19 protein-coding genes are annotated in these 18,831 nt (G+C 73.0%); 16 read left to right on the forward strand and 3 right to left on the reverse strand.

Annotated elements, in window-relative coordinates; all coding sequences use genetic code 11:
• The first annotated feature begins 90 nt into the window (after window positions 1-90).
• The 7 genes from HGB44_RS26340 (at window position 91) to HGB44_RS26370 (ending at window position 7,030) form a co-directional block, all read left to right on the forward strand.
• The gene (locus tag HGB44_RS26340; protein ID WP_210752191.1) at window positions 91-1,065 is read left to right on the forward strand and encodes a gluconeogenesis factor YvcK family protein; all 975 of its coding nucleotides are present in this window, start codon (window positions 91-93) and stop codon (window positions 1,063-1,065) included.
• A gap of 353 nt (window positions 1,066-1,418) precedes the next feature.
• A complete protein-coding gene (whiA, locus tag HGB44_RS26345) occupies window positions 1,419-2,399 on the forward strand; it encodes a DNA-binding protein WhiA (protein ID WP_017567643.1) in 981 nt (326 codons plus the stop codon).
• 326 nt (window positions 2,400-2,725) lie between these two features.
• Entirely contained in the window at window positions 2,726-3,730 is a 1,005-nt protein-coding gene (gene gap, locus HGB44_RS26350) for a type I glyceraldehyde-3-phosphate dehydrogenase (RefSeq protein WP_061080340.1), read from the forward strand.
• 141 nt (window positions 3,731-3,871) lie between these two features.
• Complete coding sequence (locus tag HGB44_RS26355; protein WP_061080341.1) at window positions 3,872-5,056, forward strand: phosphoglycerate kinase; 1,185 nt, start codon at window positions 3,872-3,874, stop codon at window positions 5,054-5,056.
• A gap of 237 nt (window positions 5,057-5,293) precedes the next feature.
• A complete protein-coding gene (gene tpiA, locus HGB44_RS26360; RefSeq protein ID WP_061080342.1) occupies window positions 5,294-6,070 on the forward strand; it encodes a triose-phosphate isomerase in 777 nt (258 codons plus the stop codon).
• A 272-nt stretch (window positions 6,071-6,342) separates the two neighbouring features.
• On the forward strand, window positions 6,343-6,579 hold the full coding sequence (gene secG, locus HGB44_RS26365) for a preprotein translocase subunit SecG (RefSeq protein WP_061080343.1): 237 nt from the start codon (window positions 6,343-6,345) through the stop codon (window positions 6,577-6,579).
• Window positions 6,580-6,658: 79 nt separating this feature from the next.
• Window positions 6,659-7,030 carry an RNA polymerase-binding protein RbpA gene (locus HGB44_RS26370; RefSeq protein ID WP_013154023.1) on the forward strand — a complete coding sequence of 124 codons (372 nt, stop codon included), beginning with the start codon at window positions 6,659-6,661 and terminating at the stop codon, window positions 7,028-7,030.
• A gap of 282 nt (window positions 7,031-7,312) precedes the next feature.
• Here the strand turns inward: HGB44_RS26370 and HGB44_RS26375 are convergent, their stop codons facing one another.
• On the reverse strand, window positions 7,313-7,570 hold the full coding sequence (locus HGB44_RS26375) for a hypothetical protein (RefSeq protein ID WP_017567636.1): 258 nt from the start codon (window positions 7,568-7,570) through the stop codon (window positions 7,313-7,315).
• 113 nt (window positions 7,571-7,683) lie between these two features.
• Between HGB44_RS26375 and HGB44_RS26380 the strand changes: the two genes are divergently transcribed.
• Window positions 7,684-8,364, forward strand: a complete 681-nt coding sequence (locus tag HGB44_RS26380; protein WP_061080344.1) for a hypothetical protein — start codon at window positions 7,684-7,686, stop codon at window positions 8,362-8,364.
• Here HGB44_RS26380 and HGB44_RS26385 read toward each other — a convergent pair.
• Complete coding sequence (locus HGB44_RS26385) at window positions 8,356-9,117, reverse strand: IclR family transcriptional regulator (protein WP_061080345.1); 762 nt, start codon at window positions 9,115-9,117, stop codon at window positions 8,356-8,358. The two genes, HGB44_RS26380 and HGB44_RS26385, sit on opposite strands and share 9 nt — an antisense overlap.
• A 116-nt stretch (window positions 9,118-9,233) precedes the next feature.
• On the opposite strand from HGB44_RS26385, the gene HGB44_RS26390 reads away from it, so the two are divergent.
• From HGB44_RS26390 to HGB44_RS26425, 8 genes are all read left to right on the forward strand, one after another.
• Window positions 9,234-9,494 (forward strand): FitA-like ribbon-helix-helix domain-containing protein, encoded by a 261-nt coding sequence (locus HGB44_RS26390; RefSeq protein WP_061080367.1) that lies wholly within the window; start codon window positions 9,234-9,236, stop codon window positions 9,492-9,494.
• Window positions 9,491-9,892 carry a type II toxin-antitoxin system VapC family toxin gene (locus HGB44_RS26395; RefSeq protein WP_061080346.1) on the forward strand — a complete coding sequence of 134 codons (402 nt, stop codon included), beginning with the start codon at window positions 9,491-9,493 and terminating at the stop codon, window positions 9,890-9,892. The genes HGB44_RS26390 and HGB44_RS26395 overlap by 4 nt, the downstream gene beginning before the upstream one ends.
• 104 nt (window positions 9,893-9,996) lie before the next feature.
• The gene (gene hutH, locus HGB44_RS26400) at window positions 9,997-11,544 is read left to right on the forward strand and encodes a histidine ammonia-lyase (RefSeq protein WP_061080347.1); all 1,548 of its coding nucleotides are present in this window, start codon (window positions 9,997-9,999) and stop codon (window positions 11,542-11,544) included.
• 28 nt (window positions 11,545-11,572) lie between these two features.
• On the forward strand, window positions 11,573-13,249 hold the full coding sequence (gene hutU / locus HGB44_RS26405; protein WP_061080348.1) for a urocanate hydratase: 1,677 nt from the start codon (window positions 11,573-11,575) through the stop codon (window positions 13,247-13,249).
• Window positions 13,250-13,333: 84 nt separating this feature from the next.
• A complete protein-coding gene (locus HGB44_RS26410; RefSeq protein WP_061080349.1) occupies window positions 13,334-14,602 on the forward strand; it encodes an allantoate amidohydrolase in 1,269 nt (422 codons plus the stop codon).
• The gene (locus tag HGB44_RS26415; RefSeq protein WP_231972408.1) at window positions 14,599-16,242 is read left to right on the forward strand and encodes a formimidoylglutamate deiminase; all 1,644 of its coding nucleotides are present in this window, start codon (window positions 14,599-14,601) and stop codon (window positions 16,240-16,242) included. The genes HGB44_RS26410 and HGB44_RS26415 overlap by 4 nt, the downstream gene beginning before the upstream one ends.
• Window positions 16,239-17,444, forward strand: a complete 1,206-nt coding sequence (gene hutI, locus HGB44_RS26420; protein WP_061080350.1) for an imidazolonepropionase — start codon at window positions 16,239-16,241, stop codon at window positions 17,442-17,444. The genes HGB44_RS26415 and hutI overlap by 4 nt, the downstream gene beginning before the upstream one ends.
• A 182-nt stretch (window positions 17,445-17,626) precedes the next feature.
• Window positions 17,627-18,217: a GNAT family N-acetyltransferase gene (locus tag HGB44_RS26425; RefSeq protein ID WP_325097001.1), complete on the forward strand. Its 591-nt coding sequence runs from the start codon at window positions 17,627-17,629 to the stop codon at window positions 18,215-18,217.
• Window positions 18,218-18,348: 131 nt separating this feature from the next.
• Here HGB44_RS26425 and HGB44_RS26430 read toward each other — a convergent pair whose 3' ends face one another.
• Window positions 18,349-18,636 (reverse strand): hypothetical protein, encoded by a 288-nt coding sequence (locus HGB44_RS26430; protein ID WP_061080351.1) that lies wholly within the window; start codon window positions 18,634-18,636, stop codon window positions 18,349-18,351.
• Window positions 18,637-18,831: the final 195 nt, after the last annotated feature.

Raw genomic sequence — 18,831 nt, forward strand, 5'->3', positions numbered from 1 at the left:
GCCCGACACGCGCCCTGCCCGCAGTGCACCGTTCTCGGTGGTACGGTCCGATTCGTCCAGTGGACATGGGACGAGGGGCAGACCACAGCCATGGCGAAGAGCACAGCACCCGACGGTGACGGGCGGCGCCCGCCCCGGGTGGTCGCGCTGGGGGGCGGGCACGGCCTGCACGCCTCCCTGTCGGCCCTGCGCAGGGTGACCACCGACGTGACGGCGGTCGTCACCGTCGCCGACGACGGCGGCTCCAGCGGCCGCCTGCGCCGGGAGCTGGGCGTCCTGCCCCCCGGCGACCTGCGCATGGCGCTGGCCGCGCTGTGCGGCGACGACGAGTGGGGGCACACCTGGAGCGAGGTGATCCAGCACCGTTTCCGCTCCGAGGGCGAACTGCACGGCCACGCGGTCGGCAACCTGCTGATCGTGGCCCTGTGGGAGCTGCTCGGCGACTCCGTGGCGGGCCTGGACTGGGTGGGCCAGCTGTTGGGCGCGCACGGCAGGGTGCTGCCGATGTCGTCGGTGCCGCTGGACATCGCCGCCGAGGTGTCGGGGATCGACCCGGAGCGGCCCGAGGAGCTGACCACGGTGCGCGGCCAGGTGGCGTGCGCCAGCACCAGCGGCAAGGTGCGCTCCATCTCGCTGATCCCCGAGGACCCGCCCGCCAGCCCGCAGGCGGTCAAGGCGGTCCGCGAGGCCGACTGGGTGGTGTTCGGCCCCGGGTCGTGGTTCACCAGCGTGCTGCCCCACCTGCTGGTCCCCGACCTGGCGCACGCCCTGGTCACCACCCGGGCCAAGCGCATGGTGGCCCTGAACCTGTCCCCGCAGCAGGGCGAGACCGACGGCTTCCGCCCCGAGACCTACCTGGAGGTGCTGCGCGAGCACGCGCCCAAGCTGGGGGTGGACGTGGTGCTCGCCGACCGGGGGACCGTGGACGAGCCCGAGCCCCTGGTGCGGGTGGTCGGCGAGCTGGGCGGGCGCCTGGAGCTGGCGGAGCTGTCCCGTGACGACGGCACGCCGCGCCACGACCCCGACCGGCTCGCGGCGGCCTTCGAGAGGATCCTGGAGGACTGAGGGCCCGACGGGCTGGTGCACGGGCCGGGAGTCCCGCTCCGCGGGTGAGGGGACCGTCACCCCGCCGTACGGGCCCCGGGACACCGGGCACGGCCACGCCTCGCGCGAGCACCCGCTCCGGGCGCCGTCCTCACAGGTGGGGAGCAATTGGCCGCACACCGGCACGAAGGCTCCCAGGGTGCGCCGCGCGGCTGGTCGGCGGATGGGCAACACGCCGTGCGGGGGTCGGCAGCCAGCGCCTGGTCACGTAGTCTGCCACGGAGTAAGCCGCTCGTGGCGGGGCCGCGGCGGCTCATACCCGGTGCCGAGTGCGTGGTGCCGGGCCAGGTTGTGTGACGGGGAGGACCTCAGCGATGGCGATGACCGGCGTGGTGAAGGATGAGTTGAGCCGGCTGACCATTCTCAAGCCATGCTGCCGCAAGGCGGAGGTGTCCACCATCCTGCGGTTCACCGGAGGCCTGCACCTGGTGGGCGGGCGCATCGTGATCGAGGCCGAGCTCGACACGGGCGCGGCCGCGCGCCGCCTGCGCAAGGACATCTCCGAGGTCTTCGGCCACGAGTCCGAGGTGGTCGTGCTCTCCCCGAGCGGCCTGCGCAAGGGCAACCGGTACGTGGTCCGGGTGATCAAGGACGGCGAGTCCCTGGCCCGGCAGACGGGGCTGGTGGACAACAACGGCCGCCCGGTGCGCGGCCTGCCCCGGCACGTGGTGGCCGGCGGCGCCTGCGACGCCGAGTCGGCCTGGCGGGGCGCGTTCATCGCGCACGGCTCCCTGACCGAGCCGGGCCGGTCGATGTCGCTGGAGGTGACCTGCCCCGGGCCGGAGGCCGCGCTGGCGCTGGTGGGCTCCGCGCGCCGGCTGAAGGTGCACGCCAAGGCGCGCGAGGTGCGCGGCGTGGACCGGGTGGTGGTCCGCGACGGCGACTCCATCGGCGCGCTGCTGACCCTGCTGGGCGCGCACCAGAGCGTGCTGGCCTGGGAGGAGCGGCGGATGCGCAGGGAGGTGCGCGCGACCGCCAACCGGCTGGCCAACTTCGACGACGCGAACCTGCGGCGCAGCGCGCGGGCGGCGGTGGCCGCTGGCGCGCGCGTGGAGCGGGCCCTGGAGATCCTGGGGGAGGACGCCCCCAAGCACCTGGTGGCCGCGGGCCAACTGCGCCTGGCGCACAAGCAGGCCTCCCTGGAGGAGCTGGGGCAGCTGTCCGTCCCGCCGCTGACCAAGGACGCCATCGCCGGGCGTATCCGCAGGCTGCTGGCCATGGCCGACAAGCGCGCGAGCGACCTGGGCATCGAGGGCACCGAGGCCAACCTGACCCCGGACATGCTGGTCCCCTGACCCGGAGTCCCCCCGCGGCCTTCGGGCATGCCGCCGTAACACCGATGTTCGGCTTTGTTAACTGCGAAAACTCGGGGATAACTTCGGAAAATGGTATAGACCTCTCCGGCTCGCAGTGTCAGGATGGTCGCGAATCCACCGGGCCCGCAGGCCCGGCCGTGGCCCAGCAGCGGCTCCCCGCCGGTGCTCCGCTAGGCTCGTGGTGAACACCCTGTGTGCGTTGAACCTGCTCATGGCAGTCGACCGGTTGACCCCGGAGTACGGCGTTCGGGGCGGGGGTAATGCCCGGGTGGAAATGATGTGCGATATATGAGGAGATTGGTTCCGTGACCATCCGTGTAGGCGTCAACGGCTTCGGCAGGATCGGCCGCAATTTCTGGCGCGCGGTCGCCGCTGGTGGTAGCGACATCGAAATCGTCGCGGTCAACGACCTCACCGACACCAAGACGCTCGCGCACCTGCTCAAGTACGACACCGTGCTCGGCACCCTGGAGGGCGACGTCGAGGTCGGCGACGACTTCATCCGCGTGGGCGACAAGAGCATCAAGGTGCTGGCCCAGCGCGACCCGGCCCAGCTGCCCTGGTCGGACCTGAACGTGGACGTGGTCATCGAGTCCACCGGCATCTTCACCAAGGCCGAGGACGCCAGGAAGCACATCGAGGCCGGCGCCAAGAAGGTCATCATCTCCGCCCCGGCCAAGGGCGAGGACATCACCGTCGTCATGGGCGTCAACGACGACAAGTACGACGCGGCCGCCCACGACATCATCTCCAACGCCTCCTGCACCACCAACTGCGTCGCGCCGATGGCCAAGGTCCTCCTGGACAGCTTCGGCGTCAAGCAGGGCCTGATGACCACGGTCCACGCCTACACCAACGACCAGGTCATCCTGGACTTCCCGCACAAGGACCTGCGTCGCGCCCGCGCCGCCGCGCAGAACATCATCCCGACCACCACCGGTGCCGCCAAGGCCACCGCGCTGGTCATCCCGGAGCTCCAGGGCAAGCTGGACGGCATGGCCATGCGCGTCCCCGTGCCCGACGGCTCCGTGACCGACCTGGTCGTCACCCTGGAGCGCGAGGTCACCAAGGACGAGGTCAACGCCGCGTTCAAGGCCGCCGCCGAGGGTCCGCTCAAGGACGTGCTCGTCTACACCGAGGACGAGATCGTCTCCTCCGACATCGTCGGCACCTCGCCCTCGTGCACCTTCGACTCCAAGCTGACCATGGCCTTCGGCAACCAGGTCAAGATCGTCGGCTGGTACGACAACGAGTGGGGCTACTCCAACCGCCTGGTCGACCTGGCCAAGCTGGTCGGCTCCGGCCTGTAGCGTCCACGGCCCTCATGGCCACCGGCGCGTGAGACGGCACCCCTTCGCCCGCAGTGCGCGCGGAGGGGTGCCGTCGTACGCGCTCCTCCCGGCCCCACCGCCCGGGACCGCCACATCCCACATTCCAAGAGGAGAACCAGCATGCGGACGATCGACGACCTCGACGTCTCCGGCAGGCGCGTGTTCGTCCGGGCCGACCTGAACGTGCCCCTGGACGGCGACCGGATCACCGACGACGGGCGCATCCGCGCGGCCGTGCCCACCATCTCCGCGCTGCGCGAGCGCGGTGCCCGCGTGATCGTCGCCGCCCACCTGGGCCGCCCCAAGGGCGCCCCCGACCCCCGCTACTCGCTGCGCCCGGTGGCCGCCCGCCTGGGCGAACTGCTCGGCACCGAGGTGGCCTTCGCCTCCGACACCGCCGGGGAGTCGGCCCGCGCCACCTCCGCCGCCCTGGCGGACGGCCAGGTCGCCCTGCTGGAGAACGTGCGCTTCGAGCCGGGGGAGACCAGCAAGGACGACGCCGAGCGCGGGGAGCTCGCCGACCGCTTCGCCCAGCTCGCCGACCTGTACGTGGGCGACGCCTTCGGCGCCGTGCACCGCAGGCACGCCAGCGTCTACGACCTGCCCGGCAGGCTGCCGCACGCCGTCGGCGGCCTGGTGCTGAACGAGGTCGAGGTGCTCCGCAGGCTCACCGGCGACCCCCAGCGCCCCTACGCCGTGGTCCTGGGCGGGTCCAAGGTCTCCGACAAGCTGGGTGTCATCGACAACCTGCTGGGCACCGCCGACCGCCTGCTCATCGGCGGCGGCATGGTCTTCACCTTCCTCAAGGCCCAGGGCTACGAGGTCGGATCCAGCCTGCTGGAGGCCGACCAGATCGACACCGTCAAGGGCTACCTGGAGCGGGCCGAGCGCGAGGGCGTGGAGATCGTCCTGCCGGTGGACGTCGTGGCCGCCGAGAAGTTCGCCCCCGACGCCGCGCACGACGTGGCCGACGTCGAGGCCATCCCGGCCGACCGGATGGGCCTGGACATCGGCCCCCGCAGCCAGGAGCTCTTCGCCGAGAAGCTGGCCGACGCCCGGACCGTGTTCTGGAACGGCCCGATGGGCGTGTTCGAGATGGCGCCCTACGCCGGGGGGACCCGCGCGCTGGCCCAGGCCCTGGTCGACTCCGACGCCTTCACCGTGGTCGGCGGCGGCGACTCCGCCGCGGCCGTGCGCGCGCTGGGCTTCGACGAGGCGGCCTTCGGCCACATCTCCACCGGCGGCGGCGCCAGCCTGGAGTACCTGGAGGGCAAGGACCTGCCCGGTATCGACGCCCTGAAGTAGGAGCGTCCGCCAGCAGGTGTCCACACCGGACGTGTTCTCATGCGGTGGCCGGGGCTCTTCGCCGTGATCTCGTACTCGTGGCCAGGTTCGGGCGTCGACATCGGCTATAAGTACAAGATCACCGCAGGTCAAGGACCATGCGTCACACCGGCAACGATTCCGGCCAGCCCACATCCGGTACCTACTGGCGGGCACTCCAAGTCCGAAGTTCCCCTTCACACACGAGGAAGTGCCGACATGTCCCAGCGCCTGCCGCTCATCGCGGGCAACTGGAAGATGAACAACAACCACCTGGAGGCGATCGCGCTCGTCCAGAAGCTGGCGTTCGCGCTCAACGACAAGGACTACGACAAGGCCGAGGTCGTCGTCCTGCCGCCGTTCACGGACCTGCGCAGCGTCCAGACGCTGGTCGACGGCGACAAGCTCAAGATCGTCTACGGCGCCCAGGACATCTCCGCGCACGAGAAGGGCGCCTACACCGGCGAGATCTCCGGTTCCATGCTGGCCAAGCTGGACTGCTCCTACGTGCTGGTGGGCCACTCCGAGCGCCGCGAGTACCACCGCGAGGACGACGCCCTGGTCAACGCCAAGGTCAAGGCGGCGTTCGCCAACGGCATCGTCCCGATCCTGTGCGTGGGGGAGGGCCTGGAGGTCCGCAAGGCGGGCCAGCAGGTCGAGCACGTCCTGGCCCAGCTGGACGGCGCCCTCAAGGAGGTCCCGGCCGAGCAGGCCGAGAGGATCGTCGTCGCCTACGAGCCGGTGTGGGCCATCGGCACCGGTGAGGTCGCCACCCCCGAGGACGCCCAGGAGGTGTGCTCGGCGGTCCGCGCGCGCCTGGCCGAGCTGTACTCGCCGGAGGTCGCGGGCGCGGTGCGCGTTCTCTACGGCGGCTCGGTCAAGGGCGACAACGCCCCCGGCATCATGGCCAAGGAGGACGTCGACGGCGCCCTGGTCGGCGGCGCCTGCCTCAAGGCGGACGAGTTCGTGAAGATCATCCGCTTCGGCGACCGCTAACCGCCGCACGGCCCCCGCCCGTCACGCTTCGATGCCCGATGGTGACGGGCGGGGTGCCCGACAGGTCGCCGGGTCGGGCTAGACTTCGCTGTGGGGTTCTCCGTGCCTCGCGGTTTCCCCGCCCGTGCTGCCAAGGGCACGGTAAAATCCGAAATTGTCCCCGGTCCCCTGCTTCCCAGGTGTCCGCACCGGCCCGGCGTCACCGCTGGTGCGCACGGGAAACGGGGGTCGGTCCATACCCCCCGCTTCGGGGTCGAGCTACGGGTGAGCGTGTGATCCTCGGTCTGTCCATCCTCGTGATGCTTCTCAGCGTGCTGCTGGTCCTCCTGGTGCTCATGCACAAGGGCAAGGGCGGCGGTCTCTCCGACATGTTCGGCGGTGGCGTCACGTCCTCGCTCGGCGGATCGTCGGTGGTCGAGCGCAACCTCGACCGGATGACCATCGTGATCGGGGTCGTGTGGATCCTCGCCATCGTCATCCTCGGCCTGCTGATCAACCGGGGCATGTAGCCCGCGCCCCGCGGGCACACCCCGTCCACCGTCAAGCTCGCCCGAGAACCGGTGAGCGAGTTCGCCGAAGGAGTTTTTCGTGGGTAGTGGCAGTGCCATTCGTGGCAGCCGTGTCGGAGCCGGTCCCATGGGCGAGGCCGAGCGGGGCGAGGCCGCTCCGCGCGTCCGGGTTCCGTTCTACTGCGCGAACCTGCACGAGGTCGTGCCCAGCTTCGCGAGCGAGGCGCTGGTCCCCGACGAGTGGGACTGCCCGCGCTGCGGCTTCCCCGCGGGCAAGGACAAGGCGAACCCCCCGTCGCCGCCGCGCACCGAGCCGTACAAGACCCACCTGGCGTACGTGAAGGAGCGCCGCAGCGAGGAGGAGGGCAAGCTCATCCTCGACGAGGCCCTGGCCAAGCTGCGCGCCGACCGCGCCGCCGTCGAGGCCCACATGAGGGCCAGGCAGAACTAGTCGGCCTTCCCCCACAGGTTTCCGTGGGGCCCGTCGCGACCGCGGCGGGCCCCACGTGTGTGTCCGGGTCCTGTGTCCGGAGCCGAAACCCCAGCTGTACGTGAATACGAGAGCGAACTTCTCATTCTCGGGACTGGTGTGGTTCTTGGGAAATAGAGTGATCGGCACGCACCCCGACAGCCCCTGTGAGGAGATGGTGTCGATGTCTACGTGCCCCACCGGCGGCGACCACGACTGGATACTCGGCGACGACCGCAAGTTCCAGTGCGCCAAGTGCGGAGCTCAGAGCGCCCGGCGGTTCTGAGCCCCGGGACCGGGCTGTACCGTCCCGCGCCCGGCCAGCCGCCCGTTCTCCGCGGCACGCCAGGTCACCGGTTCCCCCAGGGTCTCGGCCACCCCCTTGGCCCAGCGCTCCAGGCAGGCGAACCTGTCCGGCCCCTCCGGAAGCACGGTGCGCCCCTGGTAGGGCATCCCGTCCAGGACGATCACCTCGCCGTTCAACCTCAGCTCGGTGTCGTACTCGCTCGTGTTCGGCCTCATGGACCGGACTCTAGCGCTCCCCGGCCGCTCCCGCCCGTGCTTTGGCCGACATCCCCGCGGCCACGGAGGATCCGGCGCACGGAGCACCCGCCGGAGTGGGGACAATGGTGGGTATGGCCTCCCCCGAACCCGCGGACGCCCCCGCCGCCCCCCGAGGCGTTCCCTCGGACCTGACCCGAACACCCGAAAGCGTCTCCCACCTGCGCAGGTACGTCAGCCTGCGCGGCCCCAACACGCGGATGTGGATGGCCGCGGCCTACTTCTCCGCCGCCCTGACGGTGGGGTTCCTGGTGGTCCTGGGGTCGATGCTCTGGCACGTGCTGCGCGAGGAGACCACGGTCGGCTCGGTGGCGCTGTGGGCCTTCGCCGGCCTGGCCATGCTCTTCGTCGGCCCGGGGAGCAACGTGTTCGTGCTGCGCGGGCTGCCCCAGCGCATCACCCGGCAGGGCATCAGCGCCGACAGCGACGGCGTCACGGTCCTCCAGGAGCGCAAGTGGTGGTTCCCCGGCGAGGGGACGTTCATCGCCTGGACGGAGATCCGGCGCATCCGCGAGGTGCACACCGGCGGGCGCAGGCTCACCTACTTCATCGAGTTCGTGCTGGACACCCACCGCACCGACGCCGAGCTGCCCAGCTGGGCCGAGACCGCGGAGAGCCTGGACCTGGAGGCGGTGGACGCGCCCACGCAGTTCTACGTGCAGGTGCCCGCAGACCTCAAGGAGAAGATCCTGCGGATGGTGGAGCGCACGGCCCCGCTGCCCTCGGTCGTGGAGCGGACCCCGCCGCTACGGTGAGGCGCGGCCGTCCAGGCGCCGGGTCAGGTCGGCCGCGGCGTCGCGCACCCGCCCGGCCAGCGCCTGCGGGGTGACCGGCCGCGCGCTGGGTACCGTCAGGCTGATCGCCGCGGCGGGGCGGCCGTTGTGGTCGCAGGCCGCCGCCGCCACCGACACGAAGCCCTCGGTGACCTGCCCCTGCTCGATCGACCAGCCCTGGCGCCGCTCCTCGGCCAGGACCCGGCGCAGTTCGCCCGGCGAGGCCGGGCCCCGGCCGGTGCGGGTGGTGAAGGCCGCCGCGTCGGGGTACAGGGCGCGCACCTGGGCGCGCGGCAGCCGGGCCAGCATGGCCCGCCCCGACGCGGTCAGGTGCGCGGGCAGACGCACCCCCACGCCGGTGATCAGGGACGGGGCGTGCGGTGGCTGCTCCTTGAGCAGGTACAGGGTGTCGGCCGCGTGCAGCACCCCCAGGTGGGCGGTGGCGCCGGTGGCCTCGGTGAGCTGGTGCAGCAGCGGGCGGGCCAGGCGCTCGACGCCGTCGTGGCGCAGGTAGGCCGAGCCGATCTCGAAGGCCGCCACGCCCAGGCCCCAGCGGCGCTCCTCGGGCAGGTGGGTCACGAAGCCCTCCCGCGCCATGGCCTCCAGCAGCTGGTACACGCTGGAGCGGGGCACGCCCAGCTCGGCGGCGATCGCCGAGGCCGACACCGGCCCGGGGCGGGTCGCCAGGAAGCGCAGCAGCCGCAGCGCGCGGGTGGCCGCCGGAACGAGGCTCATGCCCTGATTGTCTCGCATGACGTGTTGACCGGAAAACTCCAATAAGACGACTGCTTGGCGCCAAAGAGGCGATATTTCTTCGCTCATTGGGTGGTTTTTGGCGCTACTATGGCTCCATGGGAGCTATTCAGGTCAAGGACGTTCCGGATGAGGTCAGAGAGATTCTGACCGTTGAGGCCAAGCGGTCGGGCAAGTCGCTCCAGGCCTATCTGCTGACCCTCCTGGAGCGCGAGGCGCGTTTCGTCCGTAACCGGGAGATCGTCGAGCAGACCCCTTTGCCAGGGGCCAACCTGAGCATGGATGAGATCGTCATGGCGGTACGAGCCGCTCGTGGAGACGAGGCGTTGGACGCTCATGGTGAGAGCGGTGCCGTGTGATCGTTGTCGACACGTCCGTCCTGATCGATCTCTACCTTGGAGCGCCGGGGCGTTCCACGGCCATGGCGCGACGTGTTCTGGGTGCTGACAGCGAGTGGTACGCCCCCAACCACCAACGGGTGGAGTTCCTCAACGCCCTGCGAGGACTCGTGCTCGGGAAGAAGGTGTCGGTCAGTGACGCCGAAGCAGCGCGCAAGCTCTACAGCTTGCAGGCCATCGCGCACGTGGAGCCCGTCGGAGGTGTGGCGGACAGGATCTGGGAACTCCGTTCCAACCTCACCGCGTATGACGCGGCTTACGTTGCTGTGGCGGAGGCGTTGGACTGTGCCCTTGTGACAGGGGATGTCCGGCTGGTTTCCGCTCCGGGGCTGCGGTGTGAAGTGCGGGTCATCCGTTAACCAGACGGAGGGTTCGGAAGACAGGGGCATGCTGTCTGAGATCCCAGACGGAACCCTCGTGTCAGCTCTTCACCAGGGGACACGCGGGGGGTCAAATGGAAGACATGTCCACAGCAGTCCCTTCCGTCGTCGTCGGCGATGCGCCGCTCACCCCGGCCCAGATCCTCGACGTGGCCCGCCACGGCGCCCGTGTCACCCTGTCCGAACAGGCCCGCAAGGCCCTCCACCACGGCCGCGAACGGGTCGAGTCGCTCGCCCGCGGCGAGGTTCCCGCCTACGGGGTCAGCACCGGCTTCGGCGCTCTGGCCACCCGCCACATCGCCCCCGACCTGCGGGCCCGCCTCCAGCGTTCGCTCATCCGCTCGCACGCCGCCGGGACCGGACCCGAGGTGGAGGACGAGGTCGTCCGCGCCCTGATGCTGCTGCGCCTGCGCACCCTGGCCTCGGGCAACACCGGCGTGGAGGTCGCCACCGCCGAGACCCTCGCCGCGCTGCTCAACGCCCGGATCACCCCGGTCGTGCACGAGTACGGCAGCCTGGGCTGCTCCGGTGACCTGGCGCCGCTGTCGCACGTGGCGCTGGCCCTGATGGGCGAGGGCCGGGTCCGCGACGCCGCGGGGCGGGACGTGCCCGCCTACACCGCCCTGCACGAGGCCGGGATCCGACCGGTGGAGCTGGGCGCCAAGGAGGGCCTGGCGCTGATCAACGGCACCGACGGCATGCTCGGCATGCTCGTGCTGGCCTGCATGGACCTGGAACGCCTGCTCAAGGTCGCCGACATCACCGCCGCCATGAGCGTCGAGGCGCTGCTGGGCACCGACCGCGTCTTCGCCGAGGAACTCCAGCGACTGCGCCCCCACCCCGGCCAGGCCGCCTCCGCGGCCAACCTGCGCGCCCTGCTCGACTCCTCGCCCATCGTCGCCTCCCACCGCGGCCCCGACTGCAACCGTGTCCAGGACGCCTACTCGCTGCGCTGCGCCCCGCAGGTGGCCGGCGCCGCCCGCGACACCCTCGCCCACGCGCTGCTGGTGGCCGGGCGCGAACTCGACAGCGTCATCGACAACCCCGTGGTCCTGGACGACGGCCGGGTGGAGTCCAACGGCAACTTCCACGGCGCGCCCGTGGCCTACGTGCTCGACTTCCTGGCCATCGCCGTCGCCGACACCGCCTCCATCGCCGAGCGGCGCACCGACCGCATGCTCGACGTGTCCCGCTCCCACGGCCTGCCCGCCTTCCTGGCCGACGACCCCGGCGTGGACTCCGGGCACATGATCGCCCAGTACACGCAGGCCGCCGTCGTCTCCGAGCTCAAGCGCCTGGCCGTGCCCGCCAGCGTCGACTCCATCCCCAGCTCCGCCATGCAGGAGGACCACGTGTCCATGGGCTGGTCGGCCGCCCGCAAGCTGCGCCGCGCCGTGGACGGGCTGACCAGCGTGCTGGCGGTGGAGCTGCTCACCGCCGCCCGTGCCCTGGACCTGCGCTCGCCCCTGGAGCCCGGCCCCGCCACCGGCGCCGTGCTGCGCACCGTCCGGGAGAGGGTCTCCGGCCCCGGCCCCGACCGCCACCTGGCCCCCGAGATCGCCGCCGTCGCCGACCTGATCACCGACGGCTCCGTGGTCGGGGCCGCCGAGTCCGTCGTTCCCCTGGCCTGAACCGACCCGAACACCGCGAGGAGACCGTGTGAGCAGTCCACGTACCGTCCGCGCCGCGCGCGGCACCACCCTGTCCGCGAAGGGGTGGCAGCAGGAGGCCGCCTTGCGCATGTTCCACAACAACCTCGACCCCGAGGTCGCCGAACGCCCCGAGGAGCTGGTGGTCTACGGCGGCACGGGCAAGGCGGCGCGCGACTGGCGCAGCTTCGACCGCATCACCGCGGCCCTGCGCGGGCTGGAGGGCGACGAGACCCTGCTCGTGCAGTCGGGCCGCCCGGTCGGCGTCATGCGCACCCACGAGTGGGCGCCCCGCGTGCTCATCGCCAACAGCAACCTGGTGGGGGACTGGGCGAACTGGCCCGAGTTCCGCCGCCTGGAGGCCCGGGGCCTGACCATGTACGGGCAGATGACCGCCGGTTCGTGGATCTACATCGGCACCCAGGGCATCCTCCAGGGCACCTACGAGACCTTCGCCGCCGTGGCGGAGAAACTGAGCGGTTCAGGCGGGCACGGCGGCGGGACCCTGGCCGGGACCATCACCCTCACCGCCGGGCTCGGCGGCATGGGCGGCGCCCAGCCGCTGGCCGTGACCATGAACGACGGCGTCGCGATCGTGGTCGAGTGCGACCCCAGCCGCATCGAACGCCGCATCGAGCACCGCTACCTGGACGTGCGCGCCGACAGCCTCGACCACGCCCTGGAACTGGCCGTGCGGGCGCGCGACGAGCGCCGGCCGCTGTCGGTCGGTGTGCTCGGCAACGCCGCCGAGGTCCTGCCCGAGCTGCTCTCGCGCGGCGCACCGATCGACGTGGTCACCGACCAGACCTCCGCCCACGACCCCCTCTCCTACCTGCCCGCGGGGGTGGCCTTCGAGGAGTGGCGGGACCTGGCCGCGGCCAGGCCCGAGGAGTTCACCGACCGGGCCCGGGAGTCCATGGCCGCGCACGTGGAGGCCATGGTGGGCTTCCAGGACGCGGGCGCCGAGGTCTTCGACTACGGCAACTCCATCCGCGACGAGGCCCGCAGCGGGGGCTTCGCCCGCGCCTTCGACTTCCCCGGGTTCGTCCCCGCCTACATCCGGCCCCTGTTCTGCGAGGGGAAGGGGCCGTTCCGGTGGGCGGCGCTGTCCGGCGACCCCGCCGACATCGCCCGCACCGACCGGGCGGTCCTGGACCTGTTCCCCGACAACGAGCACCTGGCCCGGTGGATCCGCATGGCGGGGGAGCGGGTCGCCTTTCAGGGACTGCCCGCCCGCATCTGCTGGCTCGGCCAGGGCGAGCGGGCCGCGGCCGGGGCGCGCTTCAACGAACTGGTGGCCTCCGGCGAGGTCTCCGCGCCGCTGGCCATCGGCCGCGACCACCTGGACACCGGCTCGGTGGCCTCCCCCTACCGCGAGACCGAGGGGATGAGGGACGGCTCCGACGCCATCGCCGACTGGCCGCTGCTCAACGCCCTGGTCAACACCTCCTCCGGTGCCTCGTGGGTGTCCATCCACCACGGCGGGGGAGTGGGCATGGGCCGCTCGCTGCACGCCGGGCAGGTCAGCGTCGCCGACGGCACCGAACTGGCCGCCGCCAAGCTGGAGCGGGTGCTCACCAACGACCCCGCCACGGGCGTCATCCGCCACGTGGACGCCGGGTACGACGAGGCCGAGCGCGTCGCGCGCGAGCACGGTATCCGCGTCCCGATGCGCGAGGGGGACTGAACCGCGCCGGGGCGCCCGCCGAGGGCGCCCCGGCGGACCCCGGCAGCGCGCACGACCATCCGTTCCGACGTGGGGAAGCACTCTGTGAGCGACCACCGCACCGTCCCCGACTCCGGGGCCTTCGACCGCCTGTGGGCCGACCTGGCACCCGTGGGCCGCGATCCGGGCAGCGGCGGCTACCGCCGCCACGCCTGGAACGGCGCCGACACCGACGCCCGCGCCTGGTTCACCGAGGCCGCCGCCGCCCGGGGCCTGGACGTGCGCGCCGACCGCAACGGCAACCTGTGGGCCTGGTGGGGCGCTCCCGGGCCGGGCGCGGTGGCCACCGGATCCCACCTGGACTCGGTCCCCGACGGCGGGGCCTTCGACGGACCCCTCGGCGTGGCCAGCGCCCTGGCCGCCGTGGACGAGCTGCGGCGGCGCGGGCTGACCCCCGCCCGGCCGCTGGCCGTCACGGTGTTCGCCGAGGAGGAGGGCGGCCGGTTCGGCGTCCCCTGCCTGGGCAGCCGCCTGAGCGCCGGGGAGATCTCCCCCGAGCGGGCGCGCGGCCTCACCGACGCCTCTGGAACCACCTGGGCCCGGGCCATGGAGGCCGCCGGGCACGACCCCGACGCGATCGGCGCCGACCCCGCGGCGCTGGCGGACCTGGACGTGTTCGTGGAACTGCACGTGGAGCAGGGACGCGCCCTGGAGGAGACGGCCCATCCGGTGGGCGCGGCCAGCGCGATCTGGCCGCACGGGCGCTGGCGGATGGACTTCACCGGCCGCGCCGACCACGCGGGGACCACCCGCCTTGACGACCGCAGCGACCCCATGCTGCCGTTCGCGCACACGATCCTGGCGGCCCGCGCGCTGGCCGAGGAGCACGGTGCCCGCGCCACCGTCGCCAGGGCCCTGGTCAGCCCCAACGGCACGAACGCGATCCCCTCCCTGGTCAGTGCCTGGCTGGACGCCCGCGCCGCTGACGAGGCCGTGCTCGGCGCGGTCGTGGCCGGGGTGCGCGAGGCCGCCGAGAGGGCCTCGCGCGAGCACGGGGTGGACTGCGCGACGGCCAACGAGTCCCTGACCCCGCTCGTGTCGTTCGCGCACGGTCTGCGCGACCGCCTGGCCGCCGTGGTCGCCGACCGCGCCCCCGACCCCCGGGTACCGGTGCTGCCGACCGGGGCCGGACACGACGCCGGGGTGCTCGCCGCGCACGTGCCCACCGCGATGCTGTACGTGCGCAACCCGACCGGGGTGTCGCACTCCCCCGAGGAGTGGGCCCGCCCCGAGGACTGCCACGCCGGGGTGCTCGCCCTGGCCGACGTGCTCCAGGACCTGCTCGCCCGCCCCGTCCGGGAGGGGGGCCGGTGACCGCCGCATCCGAGGTGAGCGGCCCGCGCACGGGCGGCGACGCTCCCGCCGGGTCCGCCTCCGCCGGGTCCGTTCCCGCCGGGTCCGCCTCGGGCGGGCCCGCCTCCGGCACGCGCGCGGAGGGCGCCCCGCCACGCTCGCAGGTCCGGGCGCGCGGGCGCGCGGCGCCGCCGGACGTGCGCCGCCTGTGGTGCGAGTGGGCGTGGACCGGCACCGGGGGCGGCACCCCCGGGCACGGCGTGCTCGTGGAGGTGGCCGACGGCCGGATCACGTCGGTGACGCCGGACACGCGGGCGCCCGCGGACGCCGAGACCCTGCCCGGACTCACCCTGCCCGGGCTCGCCAACGCCCACTCGCACGCCTTCCACCGGGCGCTGCGGGGGCGTACCCACAGCGGCGGCGGATCCTTCTGGACCTGGCGCGAGACGATGTACCGGGTGGCCGCACACCTGGACCCCGACACCTACCACCGCCTCGCCAGGGCGGTCTACGCCGAGATGGCCCTGGCCGGGATCACCTGCGTGGGCGAGTTCCACTACCTGCACCACGCCCCCGGCGGAGCCCGCTACGACGACCCCAACGCCATGGGCCACGCCCTGGCGGCCGCGGCGGCCGACGCGGGGATCCGGATCACCCTGCTGGACGTGTGCTACCTGTCCGGCGGACTGGACGCCCGCGGCGTCCACCAGCCGCTCACCGGCCCCCAACTGCGCTTCGGTGACGGGGACGCGGCCGCCTGGGCCGAGCGCGCCGCCACCTTCACCCCCGACGGCGGCCACGCGCGCACGGGAGCGGCCGCCCACTCGGTGCGCGCCGTCCCCGCCGCGCAGCTGCCCGAGGTCGCCGCGTTCGCCGCCGGACGCGACGCCGTGCTGCACGTGCACGTCTCCGAACAGCCCGCCGAGAACGCCGCCTGCCTGGCCGCGTACGGCCGCACCCCCGCGGCCGTGCTCGCCGACGCGGGCGCGCTCACCGCGCGCACGAGCCTGGTGCACGCCACCCACCTGAGCGACGCCGACGTCGCGGCCGTGCGCTCGTCCGGCGCGACCGTGTGCCTGTGCCCCACGACCGAGCGCGACCTGGCGGACGGCCTGCCGCGCACCGGCGACCTGCTGCCCGCCCCGCTCAGCCTGGGCACCGACCAGCACGCCCAGACCGACATGTTCGAGGAGGCCAGGGCGGTCGAACTCCACGAGCGCCTGCGCACCCACCGGCGCGGTACCCTGGGCTCCGGGGAGCTGCTGCGCGCCGCCACCGCGCACGGGCACGCCAGCCTGGGCTGGACCCGGGAACTCGGGGCCGTCGTCCCGTCCATGATTCCCGGTTCGGTGCCCCCCGGCGTTTCCGAGGATCCCGTACCCCGCGGGGGCCGACCACAGGAACCCCCGCGCGAGGCGCCCGACGCCGGTGTCCTGGTTCCCGGCGCACGGGCCGACCTGGTCAACGTCCCCCTGGACGGAATCCGCCTGGCCGGGGCCGACCCCGCCCGGGCCGCCGACGCCGTCGTCTTCGCCGCCACCGCCGCCGACGTGCGGCACGTGATGGCCGACGGGCGCTGGATCGTCCGCGACGGCGTCCACACCCTGGTTCCCGACACCGCGCGCGAACTCGACACGGCCATCAAGGAGGTCCTCACGTGAGCGACGTGCCCCGGAGCATCGTCATCGACGACATCGCCGCCCTGGTCACCAACGACCCCTCCCGCGGCAGGGGGGCCGTGGGGGAGGTCCTCGACGCCGCCCTGGTCGTCGAGGACGGCCGGGTGGCCTGGTCGGGGCCGCGGTCCCAGGCTCCCGCCGCCGACGCCCGGATCGACGCCGCCGGGCGCTGCGTCCTGCCCGGGTTCGTCGACAGCCACTCCCACATCGTCTTCGCGGGCGACCGCAGCCGCGAGTTCGCCGCCCGGATGAGCGGACAGCCCTACTCGGCGGGCGGGATCCGCACCACCGTGGCCGCCACGCGCGAGGCCTCCGACGCCGACCTGCTCGCGGGCGCCCGGCGCCTGGCGCGCGAGGCCCGCGCCCAGGGCACCACCACCCTGGAGGTCAAGTCCGGTTACGGGCTCACCGTCGCCGACGAGGAGCGCTGCCTCGCCGTGGCCGCCCGCGTCACCGACGAGGTCACCTTCCTGGGCGCGCACGTGGTCGCCCCCGAGTACGCCGACGACCCCCAGGGCTACGTCGACCTGGTCACGGGCCCCATGCTGGACGCCTGCGCGCCGCACGCCCGGTGGATCGACGTCTTCTGCGAGCGCGGCGCCTTCGACGAGGACGCCTCCCGCCGGATCCTGGCCGCCGGGGCGGCGCGCGGCCTGCTGCCCCGCGTGCACGGCAACCAGCTGGGCCCGGGGCCGGGCGTGCGACTGGCGGTCGAACTGGGCGCCGCCTCGGTCGACCACTGCACGCACCTGGAGTCCGGGGACGTGGACGCCCTGGCCCAGGCGGCCGCGCGTCCCGAGCCCACGGTCGCCACCCTGCTGCCCGGGGTGGACTTCTCCACCCGCCAGCCCTACCCGGACGCCCGCGCGCTCATCGACGCCGGGGCCCTGGTCGCCCTGGCCAGCGACTGCAACCCGGGTTCCTGCTTCACCTCCAGCCTGGCCTTCTGCGTCGCGGTCGCGGTCCGCGACATGGGCATGACCCCCGACGAGGCGGTGTGGGCGGCCACCGCGGGGGGAGCGCGGGCCCTGCGACGCACCGACGTCGGCCACCTGGCCCCCGGTGCGCGCGCCGACCTGGTCCTGCTGGACGCGCCCAACCACCTCTACCTCGCCTACCGGCCCGGGGTCCCCCAGGTCGCGGCGGTCTGGAAGGACGGGGAGCTGGTCTCGGGGCATCCCTGAGCGCGGACGGCCCGGTGTGAGGAGCGGGTCAACCAATGTCCTCGCGAACTCAACGAGCGGCTAACCTCCCCGAAACCCGCGGCACCGAACCTGGAGTCACGTCGGTGCGTGTCCGCCGCCGCGGTACAGCGTCGTTCCGCGGCGGCGGGGGCACCACTCCCACTCCCCCGAGGAGGTCCGCGGTGAGCCTGCGGCGTGTCAGGACGGCGGTCGAGGACCGGACCGTGCGCACCGCCGGGGGAGCGGACCTCTCCCTGCGCCAGGTGCGCGAGGCCGACGCGCCCGCGCTGGGCGAGCTGCACCGGCGCTGCTCCGCCGAGACCGTGCGCAACCGCTACCTCACCGGCATGAGCGAACCGAGCCCGCGCGTGCTCCGGGTGTTCTGCGACCCCGGGCGCGGCCTGACCCTGGCGGTGCGCCCGCTGGGAGAGCAGGACCCCGTCGCCCTCGGGCACCTGATGTACACCCCCGACCCGGGTGTGGGCGAGATCGCCTTCCTGGTGGAGGACGCCTGGCAGCGGCGCGGGGTGGGCACCGCCCTGGCCCGCGTGCTGACGGACGTGGCCGTCGACTGGGGTCTGGCCGAGGTACGGGCGGAGACCACGCTGGCCAACACGGGAATGATGCGCGTCATGGGGCGCATGGGGGCGTCGGTGCGCCTACAGGGGCAGGGCGGGCCGTACGTGCGCGCCCGGCTGCCGGTGGCCGGGGCGCTCCGGTGCGCCCGAGCCCGGCGCGGCGGCCGACTCGCGCGGCTCACGGGCCAGGACTGAGCACGCGGCTCCCGCCCGGAGCCGCACACAGACGCGGGGGCCGACGATCACTGGGGGGTGTCGTCGGCCCCCGCTCGCGGTTGACGCGATGAGGCCGTTCCCGGGAGCGGGGCCGCTCCCGGGAACGCGGGCTAGTTCGACTCGCCGTCCGCGGAGTCGTCGGAGTCGTCGGAGCCCTCAGCGGGCGCGGAGGACGAAGAGGGCGCGGCCTTCTTGGTGACGCGGCGCTTCTTCACCGGACGCGAGTAGTCGACGAGGGGCTCCAGGCGGGCCTCGTGCTCCTTGAAGCAGTCGGCGCACGCGTCGACCTCGCGGACGACACCCTCCCAGGCGAACTGGATGACCTCAGTCGCCTCGACCTTCTCCTCGCTGACGGCGTGGGGATCGCAGTACTTGAGCGTGAAGACCTCGGTGACCACGGCGGGGATTTCCCTTCGGTATCGCGTGAACAGAGCGGACCCATTAATCATACACCTGTACGAAAGCGCAAACCGGCTGCATGCCGGATGTGCCGTCACGGGTTCGGGGTCGCCCCGAAGCCTAGCGAAGATTCGGGGGCGCGTGCGCCCGCCTCCGGCGGGTGTGCCCGGGGTGACCAGGGGGTCCGCGCGGGT

The sequence above is a fragment of the Nocardiopsis alborubida genome (assembly GCF_012396365.1).
GTDB classification, from domain to species: domain Bacteria; phylum Actinomycetota; class Actinomycetes; order Streptosporangiales; family Streptosporangiaceae; genus Nocardiopsis; species Nocardiopsis alborubida.